The organism is Agrobacterium sp. CG674, from assembly GCF_053521645.1.
Genome location: NZ_JBNWDZ010000003.1, coordinates 402,310 through 417,725 on the forward strand (window position 1 = coordinate 402,310; position 15,416 = coordinate 417,725).

The window sequence follows — 15,416 nt, forward strand, 5'->3', positions numbered from 1 at the left end:
GCGTTTGAGCAAAAGCGACATAACGCAAATCTTTTTGCGGCATTTCGGTCGATAGTTACGAATCCGTCAGATTTTTACTCTACTGATTGACGTGGGCATTTGTTGCATTGCACTCTTGGTGCGGCGACGCGGGAATCAGTTCCGTTTCAGGATGGCATCACGCTTTCCCGAGCAGCGACGCCTCCGCGCTGGAACAGTTCAGTCCGGCCTTCAAAATTCTATTCCGAGGTTTTCTCCATGAACCAATATGATCTTGTTGTTGTCGGTAGCGGACCCGCTGGTAGGCGCGCAGCCATCCAAGCCGCCAAACTCGATAAAACGGTCCTGGTCATCGAAAAAGGTCGACGTGTTGGTGGCGTATCGGTCCATACCGGCACGATTCCATCAAAGACGATGCGCGAAACGGCGCTCAACCTCTCTGGCTGGCGCGAACGCGGCTTCTATGGTCGTTCATACCGCGTGAAGCAGGAAATCAGCGCCGATGACCTTCGCCGCCGCCTGCTGATTACGCTTGATCACGAAGTCGACGTGCTGGAGCACCAGTTCGCGCGCAACCGCGTTACGCATATTCGCGGCGCAGCCGCCTTCGTCACGTCAGACACGATGGAAATCACCAAGGACGATGGTGAGATCGTGATGATCAAGGGCAAGGCCATTTTGCTTGCTGTCGGCACCCGCCCGTTCCGCCCAGATTACATGCCGTTCGACGGTAAGACCGTGATCGACAGTGACGAATTGCTGGAGATCGAAAAGCTGCCACGCTCCATGGTCGTCATTGGTGCTGGCGTTATCGGCATTGAATATGCGACGATTTTCAGCGCCCTGGACACCGCTGTCACCGTGATCGACCCAAAGCCGACAATGCTGGATTTCATCGATAAAGAAATTATCGAGGACTTCACTTACCAGCTTCGTGACCGCAACATGAAACTCCTTCTGGGCCAGAAGGCTGAAAAAGTCGAGCATACACCCGAGGGCAAGGTTATGCTGACTCTGGACAATGGACGTACCTTGACAACAGAAATGGTCCTGTTCGCCGCGGGTCGCATGGGTGCAACCGGTTCACTGAATCTCGCCGCAGCAGGGCTTTCCGCAGACGATCGTGGCCGTTTGTCGGTTAATCCCGAAACATTCGAGACATCGGTTCCGGGCATTTTCGCGGCGGGAGACGTCATCGGCTTTCCAAGCCTCGCCTCCACCTCCATGGAACAGGGCCGAATCGCTGCGCGTGTGGCTGTCGGCGCCATCGGCATGGAGCCGCAGAAATATTTCCCTTACGGCATCTATGCTGTTCCGGAAATTTCGACCTGCGGCCTGACCGAAGAGGAAATGAAAGAACGCGGCATTCCATACGAGTGTGGTATCGCCCGTTTTCGCGAGACCTCTCGTGGGCATATCATGGGTCTCGACACCGGCCTGCTGAAGCTCATTTTCTCGCAGAAAACGCGGCGCTTACTGGGTGTTCACATCGTTGGTGAAGGCGCGACCGAACTCGTTCACATCGGACAAGCCGTTTTGAACCTCAAGGGTACCGTCGAATATTTCGTCGAAAACACCTTCAACTACCCGACACTTGCTGAAGCCTACAAGATTGCCGGCCTCGACGCCTGGAACCGCATGGGTGACATCAAGAAAAAAGAGAACATATGATCTCTAGGCTCAGCGCCCCTACCACCTGATGTTGTAGCGGGCGCTGACCGAAGGACGGAAACGGTCCTGTTGACCCTGCGCGAGGTTGCCAGACACGGTGAGGTTCTCACCGAGCTTCTGCTCCAGCCCCAAATTTGATGTGAAGTCTTCAAACGAATCGTGGCTCGCCCCGGTCAGCACAAATGCCGTACCGGTCGCTGACCGCGTCAGCCGCAGCGACTGCGAAACATCAAGCCCGCTCCACTGCTGCGCCGTTCCATCATAACGGACGGTTACGTTCCGGTTGGATTCGAAATCCAGATCCGGCGTCGCAATGCGTTTTTGCGAAGATGTCATTGACCACGCGCTGGAGCCGGTCAGCGCGTTGACCAGCACGCCAATATCGCCAGCCACCCTGGCACCCGGCACGTTGGAGGACAGGATCGTGACCGTGCCCCAAAGTTTCACTGGCGTATCGACCAGCGCACCACCCTCTGAACCATTCATGCCCATTTCCAGACCGCCACGTATCGGTGTCTGTGTTGGCAACTTCGCACCAATTCGGGCGGAGTAAGAGGTATCGGAGTTCTTTGCCGGAGCCCAGATCAACCCGCGCTCCTGCGCAAGAGCAGATCCGCATTGGCCAAGGACAGCAAGGGCGGCAATCAGGGCGCTGCGTCCCGTTTTCAAAAACATGTCTCTTCCTCAAGCTTTGGGAAGGTGCGCCACCAAGTACAGGCGACGCCCCTTATTCGGCTATCGACGACAGAACCGTGAGGAAATGCCGTTATGAATTGTAGAATCAACGCGCCGCAGGACGCGTCTTTTCATCGGGCGCAGAGCCACATCGGGTGGCGCCAAACGGAGAGTTGGAACTAAGGGCGAAGCCGGGCCGCGCATTTTGCGCAACGGATTTGCTTAACCGCAAGGCACTGCAAATCGATGCCCTAACCTGCCAGATGAACACCAGATGAACAAGGGCGACCGGGGCAGAAACCGGATTGTGCAGTGCAATGTGATTGGATTGTTACAGTGGTTAACGAAGAGGTTAACGCCTGAATCTGGTAGAAAAATAATCCACCAAACGAAAAAGGCCGCAGCAATTGCCGCGGCCTTTCCATAATCCTGATGAGGGAGAAGCTTACTCAGCGTCGCCTTCGGCAGCCTTCTTCTTAGCAGGTGCCTTTTTCTTCGGAGCGGCTTCTTCGCCTTCGGAAGCGTCAGCCTTTGCAGCTGCCTTCTTCTTGGAGGAAGACTTCTTCTCAGCCTTGTCGCCTTCTTCAGCGTCGTCAGCTAGCAGCTCTTCCTTCGTTACGGTCTTGTCAGTTACCGAGATTTCCTCAAGCAACTTGTCGATGACCTTTTCTTCAAAGATAGGAGCGCGCAGTGAAGCGGAAGCGCCTGGCGTGTTGCGGAAGAAATCAAGGATTTCCTTCTGCTGACCTGGGAACTGCTGAAGCTGTGCAAACAGCGCACGCTGCATTTCTTCTTCAGTGACTTCTACGCCAGCCTTCTCACCGATTTCGGAGAGAACGAGACCGAGGCGAACGCGACGTTCAGCAAGCTTGCGATACTCTTCGCGGGCTTCTTCTTCAGTCGTGTCTTCATCAGCAAAGGTCTTGCCGGACTGAGCAAGATCGGTGTTGATCTGGCGCCAGATGTTGTCGAACTCGGCATCAACCAGACCGGCAGGCGTTTCGAACTTGTAGACTTCGTCCAGCTGATCAAGGATCTGACGCTTCACCTTCTGGCGAGTCACGTTCGTGTACTGGCTTTCGATCTGACCGCGCACGATTTCCTTGAGCTTTTCAACCGACTCGAGGCCGAGCTTTGTCGCCAGTTCGTCGTTGATCTCGACGTCGGCAGCAGCAGCTACGTCCTTAACGGTGATGTCGAAAACAGCTTCCTTGCCTGCGAGGTTCGCAGCTGGATATTCTGTTGGGAAGGTAACCGTAATGGACTTCTCTTCGCCAGCTTCGACGCCAACCAACTGGTCTTCGAAGCCAGGGATAAAGCGGTTGGAACCGATAACGAGTTCTGCATCTTCAGCAGCGCCGCCATCGAATGCAACGCCATCGACCTTGCCGAGGTAGTTCATCGTCACGCGATCACCTTCGGCGGCCTTGCCAGCCTTGGTTTCGTAAGTGCGAGCGCTTTCGGCGATCTTGAGGATCTGCTCGTTGACTTCATCTTCGGTCACTTCAACGACTTCGCGCGTAACCTTAATGCCGTCGTTCGACTTCAGTTCGATAGCCGGAATGACTTCGTAAACCAAGTTGAATTCGAAATCGGCTTCTGCTGCGAGAATCTTGTCAGCTTCGTCCTGATCTTCAGTCATGGAGATGGAAGGCTGCGTCGCAGACTTCTCGCCACGGCCAGAAATGATCTCAGAAGGCTTGTCGCGAACCAGTTCGTTGACGAGGTCAGCCATGATGGACTTGCCATACATCTTCTTAAGATGTGCAAGCGGCACTTTGCCTCGACGGAAACCGTTGATGCGAACCTTGTCCTTGGCGTCAACCAGGCGCTCGTCAAGGCGAGACTTCATATCTGCGGCCGGAATAACGACCTTGATTTCGCGCTTCAGCCCTTCAGCCAGCGTTTCGATAACCTGCATTTTCATACCTTCACATCATGGCGGCGGTGCTCAGACAGCCGTTGGTTTACGTTCGAGCACAGCGCCGGAACCTAAATTCACCGGCCGTAACTATATAAACTACATGCACAAGCATTTTGCCGAGCAAAAACTGCGCTTGAGCCAAAGAGGCGGCGATGCAGATGCATCACGCATGCCTCTCGGCGATTCATTTGGTGCGGGTAGAGGGACTCGAACCCCCACAACTCTCGTCGCCAGAACCTAAATCTGGTGCGTCTACCAATTCCGCCATACCCGCGCTCTTGAATCCTGCATAAACAACATCCGGCACAAAATGCCTTCCGGAGCGCGCGTCTCTATATCACCCGTTTTCTGGAGCGCAAAGGAAAAATGACGGTTTTACGTCGCTATTTGCTGAACCGGATGATCCATGCAGAGGAAATCGCAGCAAACACCCCTCGCCTCACAGCTATCGTCTTCATTGCCAGTCATCCAGACCGCAGCGCGATCAACCAGCCGGGCCCCGACGTAGCAGCCGATTGCAAAGCCGAAAAACACATCTTATCCGCGACTAAACAGCCTCGGCCCCCAAAAGGTGCCGTCAAATTATGCATTTACGAAGACTTAACCACTCGATTTGAGGCATGCAATGCACTCAGCGCATAGGTGGCATACTTCATTGTCTGTTTTTGTTTTTATTAAACCGATTATATTCGGCGTCAGGAAATGAGTTGAACGCCGATCCCAAGCGGCGCAGATAACCAAAGGAAACGATCATGAACATCACTCGCTCGCTGAACAACTGGCGCAAGTATCGTCAGACCGTAACTGAACTGGGCCGCATGAGCGACCGCGAACTGAACGATCTGGGCATTGGCCGCAGCGACATCCGCCGCGTAGCACGCACAGCAGTCGGTATCTAAAGATAAACTGCTTGTGAGTGGTGTTAGCCACTACGCATTCAGCTTTGAAAAAAGGTCTCGAGCTTCGGCTCCGGGGCCTTTTTCTTTGTCTGCAGTCTTTTCAAATCTGAACCATAAACGCTGGTCAAATTGAACGCCTAAAAAACGTGCTTCACCGCCAGAAAGGTGCAAAAATAGCCGACACATTGCACAAACGCATGGCAGTCGCCTAAAAACTGCACTCCACTTCCTCGATCTCCTTATGTATATACACATCAACAGCAGCAAACACCCAAATGTGCATCGCTGCACACCCATTCGAGATAAATCGAACAAAGATCGAGGAAACGACCATGAACCCTATTCGCATCGCAAAAAACTGGATGAGCTACCGCCGTACAATGAATGAACTCGGCAGCCTCTCCAACCAGGCCCTGAGCGACATTGGCCTGACACGTTACGACATCCGCAACGTTGCTTCCCGCTCGTTCCGCTAATCAGCGTACAGAGTCATTTCTTCGACCGTCCTCCCAAGAACGCGGAAATGACTGAGCGACAGGTAATCAAAAACGGCGCCATTGGCGCCGTTTTTGATTCTACCATCCCCACTGGTAGCGACGCGCTCCAACCAAGCCATCCCCTCCCCACTACATAAGAGAATCAGCCCCTCGCTTGACAATTCAATTCTAATATGAGAACATAAAGTGAACATATGGAGTTGCAGTAATGACCGCGGCAGACAAGACCATTGAAAACGCCATGTCCATCGTTGCCCAGTCACGCAGCCTGCGTGAAAGAGCGCTGGAACGCAGACGGGAACTGCAGCGGCGCACAGAGGTGATGACCATCAAGCCGCTTTACATTCTCAAGAAAAATGGCGGCAGGCAGCTTTCGCTTCGGTTGGACAGCTGATCCAAGGCCTATGCTGCTCACATCTGCGCAGCTAGTCGTTTCATGGCAGAAAAAATCCCGCCCCGGAGGTTCCTCCGCGCGGGATCACTAGAATAGCACTAGTATCATGGTCGTTATTGCATGCGCTGGAGGGCTGCTTGCGGTGACGCGGTTGCGGTCTCTGTGAGACCGGGCAAACGATCTGTCTTCCTCAGTATTTTAATTGGCTTCTCAGCTGGGTCTGTCGGTGTGGCGATGCTGGCGGTCTTGAATTCCCGATCAACGGGGAAAGATACGTCAACATTTTTTGTGATCAGACTGTCGGCCATTGCTGCGGAAGCTGAAAAACCGATCGTGGCTACAATGATGAGAATAGGCTTCATGTCATTCTCCATTCTTTGTGGGTTACGGCTTGAATTGAATGCGTATGCGCTTCGTGCATTTCCTTTGGGAAAGAGGGAAAGCTCAGGCTTTACTGGGTTCATATTTGCTTTTCAGAGAGCGTCGGAAGATCATCGCGACATAAGTTCCTCGCAGAGGAATTATGATCGGTTTATACACGGACGCCGAGGCGCTGTTGGCAGCCTGTAATATGCGGCGAGTTCCGGAACTGTTTTGAGACATCATGCCTGCTCTCCTTCGCGAAATAGAACGGAAGGCGCGGGCTTTAGTTCCTGTGGAAGCTAAGTAAAGGTTAACAAATCATACAGTAAATACAGAATATCCACTCACGAATCCGTGATTGAATTCTGGCGAGATGCGGTAATTGGGCAGAAATTCTAGATATCGAACGTTCCAGCTGCAATACGCACGGCATGTCCACCGATTCTGGCACGGGAAATCTCGTTTTCCTTCACATCCATTACAAGATGAATGTGAGACGGGCGTCCCATTTCAACACCCTGCTCAATTAGCATCGGGTAGTGCCCATCCGCTAATCTGTCAAAATGATGGATCGCTCCCGAGAGTGCTGCAACTGCGGAGCCGGTAGCCGGATCCTCTGGAATGCCCATATCAGGTGAGAACATGCGGGCATGAAACTTTGCCGCATGGTTCACACCACCGCGACAATAGAGATAAGCAGAGGTCAGCCTGCCCTCGACAAGAGGCGCGTTTTTGATCCACAGCCCGGCATCAAAATCCACCTCTTCCATCGCAGCGAGATTATGCACGGGTATGGTCAGGAATGGCACTCCGGCCGTCCATATGGAAGCCACGTGATTCTCGAAGCCCAGCTGGGATTCGGCAAGACCAATTGCGTCGGCAAGCTCCGCGTTGTTCACCGGTAGTTGCACACGCGAGGACTTACGCGGCAGATCGAATTCGGCAAAACTGGCCTCTCCCTCACGAATACGGATAGCGCAGCGGACAGGCCCGACCTTCTCGTCCAGCACTGTCACCATATCTGCATCACCACCACCGTGGTTTTTCTCCGCAATGGCGATGGCCGCACCCACAGTCGGGTGGCCGGCAAATGGCAATTCTGATGATGGTGTGAATATGCGCAGGGACGCAGCATGGGCGGGGTTGGTGGATGTCGTGATGAAAACCGTTTCAGACAGGTTCATCTCGCGCGCGATGGCCTGCATGGTCACATCATCCAGCGCATCCGCACCAAACATGACGGCAAGAGGGTTCCCGGCCAGCTTTTGGCGCGTGAAGACATCGTAGATACTATAACTTATCGCCACATCCCACTCCTTGGGCCGCTCTCGTTCATCCGCAAACTGCCTGACCTCACAAGCCTCTGCAACCCTGTTTGTGCACTCGTTGAGAAGAAGCTCATGAATGCACGGCGTGCTTTAAAGAGCTTGTCCTAACAGCAGGTCTTCATGTACCAAAGGCCATCAACAGGGGTGACGGAATGTCGCGTTCAACTGAGAGTCTGTGTTTCGTAGCCTCGACCACCGACAATGCGCAAGCTGCGCGCGATGAGCTTGTGGAGCATTACGGCAATACGCCGTTTGAAGAGGCCGATGTCATCGTCGCGCTTGGTGGCGATGGTTTCATGCTGCAGGTGCTGAATGAAACCATGAATTCCGGCAAGCGGGTCTATGGAATGAATCGCGGCTCTGTCGGTTTTTTGATGAATGATTACCGCGTTAAAGGGCTTCGCGGACGCATCGCGATTGCCACGGGCAATGATTTCCACCCGCTTCGTATGACGACGACAGATACCAATGGCGATGAATTCACGGCACTTGCAATGAATGAGGTCAGTCTCTTCCGCCAGTCTCATCAGGCCGCAAAGCTGCGCGTTGATGTGGATGGCAAGACGCGGTTGGAAGAACTGATCTGCGATGGAATGATGGTTGCCACCCCCGCAGGCTCGACTGCGTACAACTTCTCAGCCCACGGGCCGATATTGCCGCTCGAATCACCGCTTCTCGCACTGACGCCGGTCAGCGCCTTTCGTCCCCGTCGTTGGCGCGGCGCGCTGTTGCCCAACAAGGTCACTGTGGATGTGCACGTGATTGAGAGCGATAAGCGTCCGGTCAACGCTGTTGCCGACCACACCGAAGTCAAATCGGTGCAGAGCGTGCGGATTGCGCAATCCGAGGACAGGACTGCGAAAATTCTGTCCGATCCAGACAGGTCCTGGTCAGACAGGGTGCTGGCTGAACAGTTTACGAATTGAGGATCATGACGATGATGATGAAAACCCTTCTCACCACCAGCTTGCTCCTTGCCAGCATCTGCACTGCCAATGCACAGGCTCAGAACGCCGAGATTGCCTCCCTGCCCGTCTCTACCATTTTCGTGGCAAGCAGCGGTCTTTGGGAGCAGGAAATTGCCCCCGATGCGAACGCAGACAAGAAGGGCGAACCAACGCGGGGCTACTACAAGGTCGTCGCCATGCGCCAGCCAGACGGCACGGCGAAAATCTTTCTTCAGCAGATCGCCTATACGGCGGATGGGCCAAGTCTGGTCGAGACGGTAGAGCTCGAGGAATTCACGCAGATGAAAGCTTACGTGACTGACATCCGCCCTGAAAGCTCCACCGGCGCGCCCGCTATTCCCGGACTTTTCGTCACCGTGCATCTGAAGACAAAGCCTGACCAGCAAGATGCGGATGCATGGACGGTTCTGATCGATGAGTTGGGCGACATGAAAATCGAAAAAGCGTCCAACTGACTGCGACCTTAAAGGCCCAAGTCCTCGGGTCCACTTAAGACTTCCCGGAAATGGTGTTTCCAAAGACGGGCACCCAGCGAACCGCTGCGGTCGAGGCTGGAACCGACCGTCAGCCAAGGCAGCAATGTCGGGCGTAACCCGGCATCGAAAAACGAAAAGCCGGCGGCCAGCACGCAGGTGTCGGCCTGAATTCCACAAACAAGAACGCGTTCCACTTCAAGCGATAGCAGGTAATCGACAGCGTCTTTCGGCGGAGCATATCCATACTTGATGAAGACGCGATCTGCCGCAATCAGGCAATCATCCGAGGTACCCGGCTTCCATCCCAACTGGCTCTCAAAAGGCGTGATGCTCTCATCGTGCCTTTCGACACTTGCAACGCTCGGCATGAGTTTCGCAAGCTTTGCGATGTTGTCGACAAGCTCCACCGGCGGGTTAAAGCTTGGCTGGATATCAACGATATAGAGAACCTGCCTCATCGCGCACCTCTTAAAGCGAAAGCGCCTCCCGCGATGTCAATCGCAGGAGGCGCATTTTCAGTCAGGCTTTTGACGACCGATCAGTCGATGTCAGCAACCTCGACATCAGCGCCGCCGCTAATGCGGTGTGCCAGTGCGGCCTCCATGAACTCGTTCAATTCGCCGTCCAGCACGTTGCCAGGTGCCGTGCTTTCAACGCCCGTGCGCAGATCCTTGACCAACTGGTAAGGCTGCAGCACGTAAGAGCGGATCTGGTGGCCCCAGCCGATGTCGGACTTGGAGGCAGCTTGCGCATTGGCTGCTGCTTCACGCTTCATCAGTTCAGCCTCATAGAGGCGTGAGCGCAACATTTCCCACGCCTTGGCGCGGTTCTTGTGCTGCGAACGTTCCTGCTGGCAGGCAACAGCGATGCCGCTTGGAATATGCGTGATACGAACAGCCGAGTCGGTGGTGTTAACGTGCTGTCCACCAGCGCCGGACGAACGATATGTATCGATGCGGCAATCGCTTTCATTGATATCGATCTGGATCGAATCATCGACCACTGGGTAAACCCAGATGGACGAGAAGGATGTATGGCGACGCGCATTGCTGTCGTAAGGCGAGATACGAACGAGGCGGTGAACGCCCGATTCGGTTTTCATCCAGCCGAAAGCATTATGGCCTTTGACGAGGATCGTTGCGGATTTGATGCCCGCTTCTTCGCCATCGTGAATTTCGAGAATTTCGACCTTGAAGCCCTGACGCTCAGCCCAACGGGTGTACATGCGCAAAAGCATGTTCGCCCAGTCCTGACTTTCAGTGCCACCAGCGCCCGAATGCACTTCGACATAAGTATCGTTGCTATCGGCTTCACCAGATAGCATGGCTTCCACCTGACGGCGGTTTGCTTCGCTTCTCAGCGCCTTCAAACCGTCTTCGGCTTCCTTGACGATATCGGCATCGCCTTCAGCCTCGCCCATTTCGATCAACTCGATATTGTCGTTGACCTGCTGTTCGAGAAGTTTGACGCCATTGATGGATTCATCAAGCTGCTGGCGCTCGCGCATCAGCTTTTGCGCCTCTGCTGCGTCGTTCCAGAGGTTGGGGTCCTCTGCCTTGTTGTTCAACCAGTCCAGTCGTCTTATCGCCTGGTCCCAGTCAAAGATGCCTCCTCAGCAGGCTTATGGCCTGCTTGATTTCGTCGACGATGTTCACGATCTCATTGCGCATTTCGCAGATACTTCGCTTTCATGGAATTTGGAATTGTCTTTTGCTCGCTGAATAAATGCGAGGGGCGCGGATGTAAAGCCCACGCCCCTCGGCTTTCCATTCAATGATTTTAATAGAGGCCGCCGCCGCCACCAGTAATAGCCTGCTGGGCCTGCGGAGAAGCGCGCAGGATATCTTCCTGCGACATTGCCCCATCCATGCCAATGACGGAGAAGCTGCTGGCTGGCCCCGTGCCTGGCTTGAAGGCCTCCATGATCGTGTCAGGCTCACCCTCATTCGCCGCCATGCCCGTCTTTCTGTTGACGGCCACGAACTGCATGCCATTGGGCACGATGAATTTGCTGGCCGGCATGTGTTTGGCAGCCTGCGCGATGAATTCGCCAAAAATTGGCGCGGCGAGAGAACCGCCGGTGCCACCGCGACCAAGGGGGGCCGGGCTGTCAAAACCGATGTAGAGGCCAGCGACCATGTCCGGCGAATAGCCAACGAACCACGCGTCTTTCTCGTCATTTGTGGTGCCGGTCTTGCCAGCAACGGGCAGATCTACCTTGATCTTGCCAGCGGCAGTACCACGCTGAACAACACCCTCAAGCATTGAAGTGGTCTGATACGCGGTCATCGGGTCAAGAACTTGCTCGCGATTATCAACAATCTCGGGCTCATCCTGGTTCTGCCAGCTTGTCGCGTTGCAGCTCTCGCAGCCCCGCTCTTCATGACGGAAAATCGTCTTGCCGTAACGGTCCTGAATGCGGTCGATCACGGTCGGATTGATCTGCTTACCGCCATTAGCAATAACTGAGTAGGCCGAGACCATGCGCATGACCGTTGTTTCGCCGGAGCCGAGAGACATGGCAAGCAGCGGCGGCATCTTGTCATAGATACCGAAGCGTTCGGCATATTCGGCAACCAAGTTCATGCCCATATCCTGCGCGAGGCGCACGGTCATGAGGTTGCGTGACTTTTCAATGCCCAGACGCAGCGTCGATGGGCCGGCGGATTCACCACCATAGTTCTGCGGCCGCCAGACCTGACCACCGGAAACGACCTCAAGCGGCGCATCCATGACAACCGAAGCAGGCGTGTAGCCATTATCCAGAGCGGCTGCATAGATGAACGGCTTGAACGATGAACCCGGCTGACGCATTGCCTGCGTTGCGCGGTTGAATTCAGATTGACCGTAGGAGAAACCGCCCACCATCGCCAGAACTCGACCCGTATGTGGGTCCATGACGACCATGCCACCCTGAACCTTTGGTGGCTGGCGAAGGCGGAACGCATCCCCCTTGTCGGAAAGCGGCTCGACGTAAACAACGTCACCCGTCTTCAAAACGCCTGCTGGAGATTTGGCGGTCGCACGCTGGCCTTTTGCGTCCCGATAGGCCCACTTCATGTTCTCGGGCTTGATCCGACCACGGCTGCGCAGATCAGGATTTTCGCTGTCTCCATCCGGACGCAGTCCGATGTCGACACCGTCAGCTGTGGCCGCAAGCACAACGGCCATTTTCCATTCAGGAACGTCACGCAGCGGCTTCAGCTTCAAAAGTGCCGCTGCCCAATCGCCTGACGTATCGATCTGATCAATGGGTCCGTGAAATCCGCGGCGTTCGTCATAATCAAGCAGACCATCCTGCAAAGCCTTGCGAGCTTCCATCTGAATGACGGGATCAAACGACGTGCGGACGGAAAGGCCACCTTCGAGCAAAGCCTTCTCGCCGTATTTCTCAACGATCTGGCGGCGGGCTTCTTCGGAGAAGTAGTCGGACGCAGCAAGACGTGCGCCGCCTGTGCGAATGTTTACGCCCAGCGGCTGTGTCTTTGCGTCAGCAGCGTCCGCCTGAGTGATGTAGCCGTTTTCGGCCATACGATCGATAACCCAGTTACGGCGCTCCAGCGCTGCTTTTTCACGGCGAAGTGGATGGTAGTTCGCAGGACCCTTTGGCAGCGCGGCCAAATAGGCGGTCTCGGCAATTGTCAGTTCCGTCACTGACTTGTTGAAATAGGTTAACGCCGCACTGGCGATACCGTAGGAGTTCAACCCGAAGAAAATCTCGTTGAGATACAGTTCGAGGATCTTGTCCTTGCTGTAGGCCTGCTCGATGCGGAAGGAAAGAACCGCTTCTTTCGCCTTGCGCTCCATGGTCTGTTCATTGGTCAACAGGAAGTTCTTGGCCACCTGCTGGGTAATGGTCGAACCACCCTGCGTGGGACCACCTGTTGCGAAAGCGACGGCTGCGCGCGCAAACCCCGTCACATCAATGCCAGGATGCTGGTAGAAATTCTTGTCTTCTGCCGAAAGAAATGCAGCCTTCACACGATCAGGAACCGCCTGGATGGGCAGAAACAACCGCCGTTGCTTGGCATATTCCGCCATCAGTGCACCGTTACCAGCGTGAATGCGGGTCGTGACCGGCGGCTCGTAACTGCTCAGCACCGCATAATCGGGAAGATCCTTCGTGATCGTCACCAGATAGATGGCAACACCACCAGCTGCCACAAGGAACAGCATGCTGGCCAAGCCGAAGAAATATCCAATAAGTCTGATCATATTAAAGCTACCGATACTTCGAATCGCAAAGGGTTGCGCCCGCAGTTATGCGCACATTCTTGCATATAGCGTGCCGTTTTGCACACCGCATCATCGATGACAAGCTGCCAGTTGAAGCATTGTCCGCATTGTTATAGCGGACTGCGTCTCCTGCTTAACGAAAAAGGACCAGTGTCGGCATCGAATCTCAACCAAGAGTAACGTGGGGAATGTGAGTAAAATAGGGCTTTACGCCTATTTCCTCGGGGAGATCATCCAGACTTGAATGCTTTTCTCGTGTGAATGCGCGCAGAACACACGAAGCCGTGATGCAACGGCTGCAAGTCTGTCAACCGCCGTTCGCCATCGCCTGGGCGCGGTAGCGTGTCACTGCGGTTGCCAGCGTATCAGCCACCTTTGCCCGCCACGCTTCATCCAACAGCAGTTTCTCGTCATCAGGATTGGACAGAAACCCGAGCTCAAGCAGCACAGACGGCACATCATGCGCCCGCAGCACCTGAAAACCAGCAAATCGATGCGGATTGTTAATAAGGCCAATCTGACCTTCAAAAGATTTCACGATGTTCTCAGCCAGGGTAACGGAAAATGCCTGGGTTTCGCGTCTGGTGAGATCAAGCAGAATGTCTGCGACTTCGGGGCGTTCGTGCTGCACAGTCACGCCTGCTATCTGGTCTGAAAGGTTTTCACGCTCGGCAAGATCCTGCGCCATCCTGTCAGAGGCGCGGTCGGAAATCGTGTAGACGGTCGCACCGCGAATGCCCTTCTGCTTCAGGGTGTCGGCATGAACGGAAATGAAAAGATTGGCATTCTCTTGGCGCGCCAGGACAACCCGCTCCGAAAGCGCCAAAAACGTATCATCGTCACGGGTCAGGAAAGCCTTGATTCCCGGTATCTTGTTCAGTCTATCAGCCAATTGCTTGGCGAAGGTCAGCGTGATGACCTTTTCGTCCGTACCACTGAGCGCTCCCTTGGCGCCTGCATCAATACCGCCATGGCCGGCATCGACAGCAATGACGAACTCGGATTGGCGTGAGGTTTTGGGCGCCACTTCAGAGGTCACAGACGCTGTTGTCGCTGGCGCAAGTGCCTGCCAGTTCTGATTTTTCAGCAGGTCTGCAAATTTCTGCTTCGTCGTCACCTCAGCGTCCAGAACGAAGGGAAAAACTTGCGCCCCATTTTCTGACTTGGCTTCGGCGATAACAACCTGCGCTGGCTTCTTGGCCGTCAGAACAAGGCGCGCACGGCCCTCGCCCATATTGCCAAATCGGATATCGCTAAAAATCCCTGTCGGTGCCAGGTCGCTGGTGGGGAAGGAAAAGCCGACCGCTGGGAAATCCACAACGATACGCGCTGGAGAATCGAGATAGTGGACTTCGAATTCCGGCTGCTGGTTGAACTCCATGACGATGCGGGTGCGCGCCTCATCCCCGATGATGCGGGCTTTGCTAACAACGAGCGCTGGGGCCATCTCTTGCGAATGGCCTGCAATGGCGCTGCAAAAAATGCAAATCGATGCAAGCAACAGGGCTTGACCGATTCGCCCGGCCAAAACCCTGAATTGAGACCCGCGGCTCTCGATAATCAATGTTTTTGTGGTCGCCAAAATCATTTCCGTATCTGAAGTTTTGTCACGCAAGAGGATATTTTATCAGCGAAATCGCCTGTCCGAACTGCTCACAGAGGCCGGAATTAGGCCCGCGCGCCACAATCACAGCCATTGGTGAAGCAATTCTTAACTCTGAAATTCCATCAACGATATGGCATATTTAGCCGCCCTATTGCTATTATGACAGATAGAACATACAACGTGAATGAGGGTTAAAAGTGTTGACGGGATCGATGCCCGCCGGCTGCCAATCGACAAAGACGCTGGCGCTGCAATATCGGGCAATCATCTGCCGTCGCTGCATTTTTCTCCTGAAACTGAATCAATTCTGGCGTTGCCAGAACAATACCCGGTGGCATGCCACCGCGCGCTCGGAGAGAGCATTTTCATCGGATCCCATCGGGATCTATTTATTATAGTC

14 protein-coding genes and 1 tRNA gene are annotated in these 15,416 nt (G+C 54.5%); 6 read left to right on the forward strand and 9 right to left on the reverse strand.

Translation table 11 applies throughout. The features are described from left to right. Window positions 1–237 precede the first annotated feature (237 nt). On the forward strand, window positions 238–1,650 hold the full coding sequence (sthA, locus tag ACQZ51_RS11175) for a Si-specific NAD(P)(+) transhydrogenase (protein ID WP_448777204.1): 1,413 nt from the start codon (window positions 238–240) through the stop codon (window positions 1,648–1,650). Window positions 1,651–1,668: 18 nt separating this feature from the next. On the opposite strand, the gene ACQZ51_RS11180 is transcribed toward sthA, so the two are convergent. The 3 genes from ACQZ51_RS11180 to ACQZ51_RS11190 form a co-directional block, all read right to left on the reverse strand. After that, window positions 1,669–2,325, reverse strand: coding sequence for a hypothetical protein (locus ACQZ51_RS11180; protein ID WP_448777205.1), 657 nt, complete (start codon window positions 2,323–2,325; stop codon window positions 1,669–1,671). Window positions 2,326–2,770: 445 nt separating this feature from the next. Further along, window positions 2,771–4,246, reverse strand: coding sequence for a trigger factor (gene tig, locus ACQZ51_RS11185; protein WP_448777579.1), 1,476 nt, complete (start codon window positions 4,244–4,246; stop codon window positions 2,771–2,773). A 192-nt stretch (window positions 4,247–4,438) separates the two neighbouring features. Beyond that, a tRNA-Leu gene (locus tag ACQZ51_RS11190) sits at window positions 4,439–4,523 on the reverse strand. 478 nt (window positions 4,524–5,001) lie between these two features. On the opposite strand from ACQZ51_RS11190, the gene ACQZ51_RS11195 reads away from it, so the two are divergent. The 3 genes from ACQZ51_RS11195 (at window position 5,002) to ACQZ51_RS11205 (ending at window position 6,039) form a co-directional block, all read left to right on the forward strand. Beyond that, window positions 5,002–5,148 (forward strand): DUF1127 domain-containing protein, encoded by a 147-nt coding sequence (locus ACQZ51_RS11195; RefSeq protein WP_082249962.1) that lies wholly within the window; start codon window positions 5,002–5,004, stop codon window positions 5,146–5,148. Between the two features lie 332 nt (window positions 5,149–5,480). Next, window positions 5,481–5,624 carry a DUF1127 domain-containing protein gene (locus tag ACQZ51_RS11200; RefSeq protein WP_042619564.1) on the forward strand — a complete coding sequence of 48 codons (144 nt, stop codon included), beginning with the start codon at window positions 5,481–5,483 and terminating at the stop codon, window positions 5,622–5,624. A 229-nt stretch (window positions 5,625–5,853) separates the two neighbouring features. Beyond that, window positions 5,854–6,039: a hypothetical protein gene (locus tag ACQZ51_RS11205; protein ID WP_192066413.1), complete on the forward strand. Its 186-nt coding sequence runs from the start codon at window positions 5,854–5,856 to the stop codon at window positions 6,037–6,039. Between the two features lie 113 nt (window positions 6,040–6,152). Here the strand turns inward: ACQZ51_RS11205 and ACQZ51_RS11210 are convergent, their stop codons facing one another. Continuing rightward, window positions 6,153–6,401 (reverse strand): hypothetical protein, encoded by a 249-nt coding sequence (locus ACQZ51_RS11210; protein WP_448777208.1) that lies wholly within the window; start codon window positions 6,399–6,401, stop codon window positions 6,153–6,155. A 396-nt stretch (window positions 6,402–6,797) separates the two neighbouring features. Then, window positions 6,798–7,709 carry a PhzF family phenazine biosynthesis protein gene (locus ACQZ51_RS11215; RefSeq protein ID WP_448777210.1) on the reverse strand — a complete coding sequence of 304 codons (912 nt, stop codon included), beginning with the start codon at window positions 7,707–7,709 and terminating at the stop codon, window positions 6,798–6,800. Window positions 7,710–7,882: 173 nt separating this feature from the next. On the opposite strand from ACQZ51_RS11215, the gene ACQZ51_RS11220 reads away from it, so the two are divergent. After that, the gene (locus ACQZ51_RS11220; protein WP_448777212.1) at window positions 7,883–8,656 is read left to right on the forward strand and encodes an NAD kinase; all 774 of its coding nucleotides are present in this window, start codon (window positions 7,883–7,885) and stop codon (window positions 8,654–8,656) included. Between the two features lie 14 nt (window positions 8,657–8,670). Continuing rightward, complete coding sequence (locus tag ACQZ51_RS11225) at window positions 8,671–9,153, forward strand: hypothetical protein (RefSeq protein WP_448777580.1); 483 nt, start codon at window positions 8,671–8,673, stop codon at window positions 9,151–9,153. Window positions 9,154–9,161: 8 nt separating this feature from the next. On the opposite strand, the gene ACQZ51_RS11230 is transcribed toward ACQZ51_RS11225, so the two are convergent. The 4 genes from ACQZ51_RS11230 to ACQZ51_RS11245 form a co-directional block, all read right to left on the reverse strand. Further along, on the reverse strand, window positions 9,162–9,632 hold the full coding sequence (locus ACQZ51_RS11230) for a hydrolase (RefSeq protein ID WP_448777214.1): 471 nt from the start codon (window positions 9,630–9,632) through the stop codon (window positions 9,162–9,164). 80 nt (window positions 9,633–9,712) lie between these two features. Next, window positions 9,713–10,844, reverse strand: a protein-coding gene (prfB, locus tag ACQZ51_RS11235) for a peptide chain release factor 2 (protein WP_448777216.1) whose coding sequence is annotated in 2 segments (ribosomal slippage) — window positions 9,713–10,774 and window positions 10,776–10,844 — 1,131 coding nt in all. Because the reading frame shifts where the segments join, the coding sequence is not laid out codon by codon here. 109 nt (window positions 10,845–10,953) lie between these two features. Continuing rightward, complete coding sequence (locus ACQZ51_RS11240; protein ID WP_448777217.1) at window positions 10,954–13,389, reverse strand: penicillin-binding protein 1A; 2,436 nt, start codon at window positions 13,387–13,389, stop codon at window positions 10,954–10,956. Between the two features lie 328 nt (window positions 13,390–13,717). Continuing rightward, window positions 13,718–14,857 (reverse strand): N-acetylmuramoyl-L-alanine amidase, encoded by a 1,140-nt coding sequence (locus ACQZ51_RS11245; RefSeq protein ID WP_448777219.1) that lies wholly within the window; start codon window positions 14,855–14,857, stop codon window positions 13,718–13,720. Window positions 14,858–15,416: the final 559 nt, after the last annotated feature.

Bases quoted from the DNA above. Each gene is read 5' to 3' on its own strand.
- sthA (WP_448777204.1), top strand. From the start codon at position 238: ATGAACCAATATGATCTTGTTGTTGTCGGTAGCGGACCCGCTGGTAGG.
- ACQZ51_RS11180 (WP_448777205.1), bottom strand. From the start codon at position 2,325: ATGTTTTTGAAAACGGGACGCAGCGCCCTGATTGCCGCCCTTGCTGTC.
- tig (WP_448777579.1), bottom strand. From the start codon at position 4,246: ATGCAGGTTATCGAAACGCTGGCTGAAGGGCTGAAGCGCGAAATCAAG.
- ACQZ51_RS11195 (WP_082249962.1), top strand. From the start codon at position 5,002: ATGAACATCACTCGCTCGCTGAACAACTGGCGCAAGTATCGTCAGACC.
- ACQZ51_RS11200 (WP_042619564.1), top strand. From the start codon at position 5,481: ATGAACCCTATTCGCATCGCAAAAAACTGGATGAGCTACCGCCGTACA.
- ACQZ51_RS11205 (WP_192066413.1), top strand. From the start codon at position 5,854: ATGACCGCGGCAGACAAGACCATTGAAAACGCCATGTCCATCGTTGCC.
- ACQZ51_RS11210 (WP_448777208.1), bottom strand. From the start codon at position 6,401: ATGAAGCCTATTCTCATCATTGTAGCCACGATCGGTTTTTCAGCTTCC.
- ACQZ51_RS11220 (WP_448777212.1), top strand. From the start codon at position 7,883: ATGTCGCGTTCAACTGAGAGTCTGTGTTTCGTAGCCTCGACCACCGAC.
- ACQZ51_RS11225 (WP_448777580.1), top strand. From the start codon at position 8,671: ATGATGAAAACCCTTCTCACCACCAGCTTGCTCCTTGCCAGCATCTGC.
- ACQZ51_RS11230 (WP_448777214.1), bottom strand. From the start codon at position 9,632: ATGAGGCAGGTTCTCTATATCGTTGATATCCAGCCAAGCTTTAACCCG.
- ACQZ51_RS11240 (WP_448777217.1), bottom strand. From the start codon at position 13,389: ATGATCAGACTTATTGGATATTTCTTCGGCTTGGCCAGCATGCTGTTC.
- ACQZ51_RS11245 (WP_448777219.1), bottom strand. From the start codon at position 14,857: ATGGCCCCAGCGCTCGTTGTTAGCAAAGCCCGCATCATCGGGGATGAG.